The sequence below is a fragment of the Wolbachia endosymbiont of Nasonia vitripennis genome, from assembly GCF_048054115.1.
Lineage (GTDB): Bacteria > Pseudomonadota > Alphaproteobacteria > Rickettsiales > Anaplasmataceae > Wolbachia.
Genome location: NZ_JAFEVF010000058.1, coordinates 1 through 3,588, shown reverse-complemented (window position 1 = coordinate 3,588; position 3,588 = coordinate 1). Strand labels below are relative to the sequence as shown.

3 protein-coding genes are annotated in these 3,588 nt (G+C 30.7%); 1 reads left to right on the top strand and 2 read right to left on the bottom strand.

Annotation, left to right across the window (positions count from 1 at the left end; genetic code table 11):
* Positions 1-18: 18 nt before the first annotated feature.
* Both JR053_RS05095 and JR053_RS05090 read right to left on the bottom strand, forming a co-directional pair.
* Entirely contained in the window at positions 19-228 is a 210-nt protein-coding gene (locus tag JR053_RS05095) for a hypothetical protein (RefSeq protein WP_416603774.1), read from the bottom strand.
* Between the two features lie 129 nt (positions 229-357).
* Positions 358-492: a hypothetical protein gene (locus JR053_RS05090; RefSeq protein ID WP_416603772.1), complete on the bottom strand. Its 135-nt coding sequence runs from the start codon at positions 490-492 to the stop codon at positions 358-360.
* A gap of 702 nt (positions 493-1,194) precedes the next feature.
* Here JR053_RS05090 and JR053_RS05085 point away from each other — a divergent pair.
* The gene (locus JR053_RS05085) at positions 1,195-3,438 is read left to right on the top strand and encodes a hypothetical protein (protein ID WP_416603770.1); all 2,244 of its coding nucleotides are present in this window, start codon (positions 1,195-1,197) and stop codon (positions 3,436-3,438) included.
* Positions 3,439-3,588 lie beyond the last annotated feature (150 nt).

Sequence of the window (3,588 nt, the reverse complement as noted above, 5' to 3'; positions counted from 1 at the left end):
TCTTACTTTGTTTGCTTGTCAGATCAAGTCTAAACTATTACACTTAAGTCCTTGTACAACCGCGTGAAAGAAACCATCCCCTCCTCCAACTGCTTTCCCTATTGTAAAACCTTCTGGCAGCTGTAATATTTGCTGACTACTAGATGACAATGTGTCTTCTTTTTGCGTTCTTATTAACCTAGATTGATTATCTGTTACTTGTTCCTTTGTATTTTCTTTACCTAACATAAAGCCCCCTATATTTTAATATTCATATTTTGATTGTTTTGTCGTAAACCTCTTTTCTGAAGATTGGTTTTGACATCTAATTCATTTGATTCTTATGCAGCTGTACCAAACCAATTTGCTGTAGAAACTTTACGGTAATCCTAAGTAACTTTGATTGCTGAGTAACAGTGCGCCTTTCTTTTGATTTCTTACTAAACTAGATATATTCTTAAAAAAGCCAGGATTGCTTTCTGAATGATGTACATAATACAATTCATCTAACACCCCATGTATTCTTTACATTGAGTTACATTATAGCTAAAAAGATCTAGCAGAGCAAGAACTTTTTAGCATTTTATTTTAGTTTGTATTTTTAAAACTAAAGCCAGTACTTGCAAAAACACTTCTGTTTTTTTACTGCAATGTACTCTTTCTATTTTTAAGTACTAATTCAACTTTACATATTACTCAAAACTGAAACAATACAGCCATTTCCGATAACTAAAATCAGCAAGCGTGAGAACTGCTTGTTTTGGGATGGATTGGTCTGCCGCTAGATCCGTGCGAACTTTCCTTTATAGTAATTTTAATACAACACGAAACTAGCTATTTTAGCCTACTTTCACCAAATTTATATACGAACTAATTTGCTCAAGCTTATGGAAATAATTTAAATCTTCTATTTTTATAACCTTATTTTTACGCAACGTGTTCTCACAAATATATGACCTTTTTTGCAATTTCAGAAGAGTCAATAATTCAATTCCTTATAACACTAATTAGTATGGTCTTTTCATTAAATTTATCCTCTCAAAAAGACTGTGCTTTATTCACCTGCTTTAATGATATTATAATATTTTACACCTAAACCTACTCTATAAAAATTCACAATACGAATTAGTAAATAGATTATATTCAAATTGATTGTATTTATGATATATAGCGCATACAATATATTACTTGTTTATTTTAGTAGGGGGTATAGGTATGTTTAGTTTAAAGCAGGTAGTACAATATAATTTATTTGGTAGTAACGACCTTGAAGGCAATTCATCTTGTGAATTTGAAGATTTTCCTGAAGAGGTATTTGAGATTAGCAATGAAGAAAATCAAGCAATAGATAGTTTGAAAAGTAAAATAGAAAATCTACAACAAGAAAATTTTGATCTTAAAAAAAATGTAGAGTTACAAAAACACTATAAGAAAAGAGTAGAAGAGTATTACGAAGAAGTAAGTGAACTTACCAGAGAAATGCAAACCCTAGAAGGGAAAATTAAAAGGCTTGAAGTTGAATTACAAAGAAGGACGAGAAATTTAACTGAAAATGATCAAGACATCGAACAGCTAAAACAGAAAGTAGAAATATTATTATTAGAAACTCAGAACAAAAGTGATATAATTAAGAACTTAAATAATCAATTAAAAGAGGCAAAGAATGAAATTCAGTTAACAGACAAAATAAATGAAGAATTACAGCAAAAACTGGTTTTGACTGAAGATGAGTTAAATAGAGTAAGAAAAGAAAGTACAGTGCTGATAAACAGTATAGAGGATTTGAAAGGTGATTATGAAAATCAGATATTAGAAAAAGAGAAGGAGCTTAATGATGTAAGAGATCAATTTTGTATTTATTTATCAGAGTATAAAGAACTATTTGCAGAATTCAATAGACTGCAGAAGGAAAACGAAAGTTTAAAACAGAAAAATTTCTATATTAGTAATGAAGTGTCTCTTGCAGATGAAATAAACAAAGAAAACGTAAGAGAAGAAATAGCAAAGCTTCAGTTTGTACCTGAAGTGAAAATTAAACATATTATTGATAATAATGACCAAGAATCAACCTTACCAGATAGAGAAGCAGAAAATTATCGAACAAGTGAAGATAAAAACCTTGAAAATAATGATTTCGAGATTGGAGTATGGAATGAAGCTGACGATGAAAGTAGCGATGACCAGAAATCAACCTGGCTATATGGAAAAACAGAAAATTGTCGAACAAGTGAAGATGAAAACCTTGAAAATAATGATTTCCCAATTGAAGTATGGAACGAAACGGATAGTGAAAGTGACGATGACAACAATGTTAGCCCTTGCCCTGATTATGATGAAAGTTTTGGTAGGCGTTACAGTCAACTATTCTATGATGAAGCCATAATTCATAAAGAAAAAGATACTTTTGTTTTAATTCGTCAAAAAGATTCTTTTTCTTTAGCGAAAGTAAAACCGAATACAAGAGAAGAAGAAAAGTATGAAAGTATTTGGCAAAAAATAAATAAGATCCATGATTATCTGGACATTTTAGGTTACTCTGGTAGCGAAGAAGATTATGAGGAGTGCGAAAAAGAACTTGATAAAGTTATAAACGAAGCACTGAAACAAGGAATAATGTTCACTTTTCCATATAAATCTGATATGTCCTTGATAGATCGTATAGCTGACACATTCCCAAAGCTATATTTATCTGCTGACACTACTCGAATTTATGAGTTTTTACACAAGAAAAAAATATTTCAGATAATATCAGAAGGTGCATCTTTAAACAGATTTAGCGATGAAGAGCATGGAGATGTAGTAAACGTAATTTGTTCAGATAAAGATACCTTAGGTCAGCGAAAAGCAAACCTTTCAAAGCTGAAGGAGTTAGCACTTGAAAGTATTATAAGTAAAAGTGAGCAAATTGATAAACATGACTTTGAACTAGAAATAGATAATGGATATTTTTGTATAGATTACCCACAAAATAGTACTATTGAAGTTGCAAAGATATTCAATAATCAAAAAGCTAAAGATTTAAATCTAAATATTGGTATAGTTCAAGTTGGAAAAAGTATAATTAGAGTTGAAAACATAGAAGGAAGGAGAAATTATACAGACATCTCAGGAGATATCATTGAAATGTCTTTTACCACTGAAGTAGGAGAGATCAGTATTCATCTATGTCCTAATGAGAAAGATAGTAATAAAATAGAGGTGAGGCTTGTCGATGAAGTAAGATTTAACAAATTAGAGAATAAATCAAGTTTAGGGCTAAATTGTCTATTAGGGGGGAAAAGTGTTTTAACAGCTATAGAATATGGGTATTTTAAAAGAAATAGCAGCGTATTTGAAGAGTTAGATAAGGCTATTAAACAGTCAGATTATACAATAGAAAATCCATCTAGCTTTCTAGAGGGGGTTAATAAAAATCAACTACTCAAAGTAAATGCAAGGGGATATGGTCCAGGATTATGATAATACAAATTATCTGCATTATACTAAAATGTAAAAACAAGAGGAGCGAAGATGCTTTTTAATTTAGAGCCAGGCAGTGTTGGTTATAGTGATAAACATAGGATTGTGTAATAGTTTAGACTTGATCTGACAGGCATGAATTAACTGACA

Coding starts and splice junctions, on each gene's coding strand:
- JR053_RS05095 (WP_416603774.1), bottom strand. CDS start 228: ATGTTAGGTAAAGAAAATACAAAGGAACAAGTAACAGATAATCAATCT.
- JR053_RS05085 (WP_416603770.1), top strand. CDS start 1,195: ATGTTTAGTTTAAAGCAGGTAGTACAATATAATTTATTTGGTAGTAAC.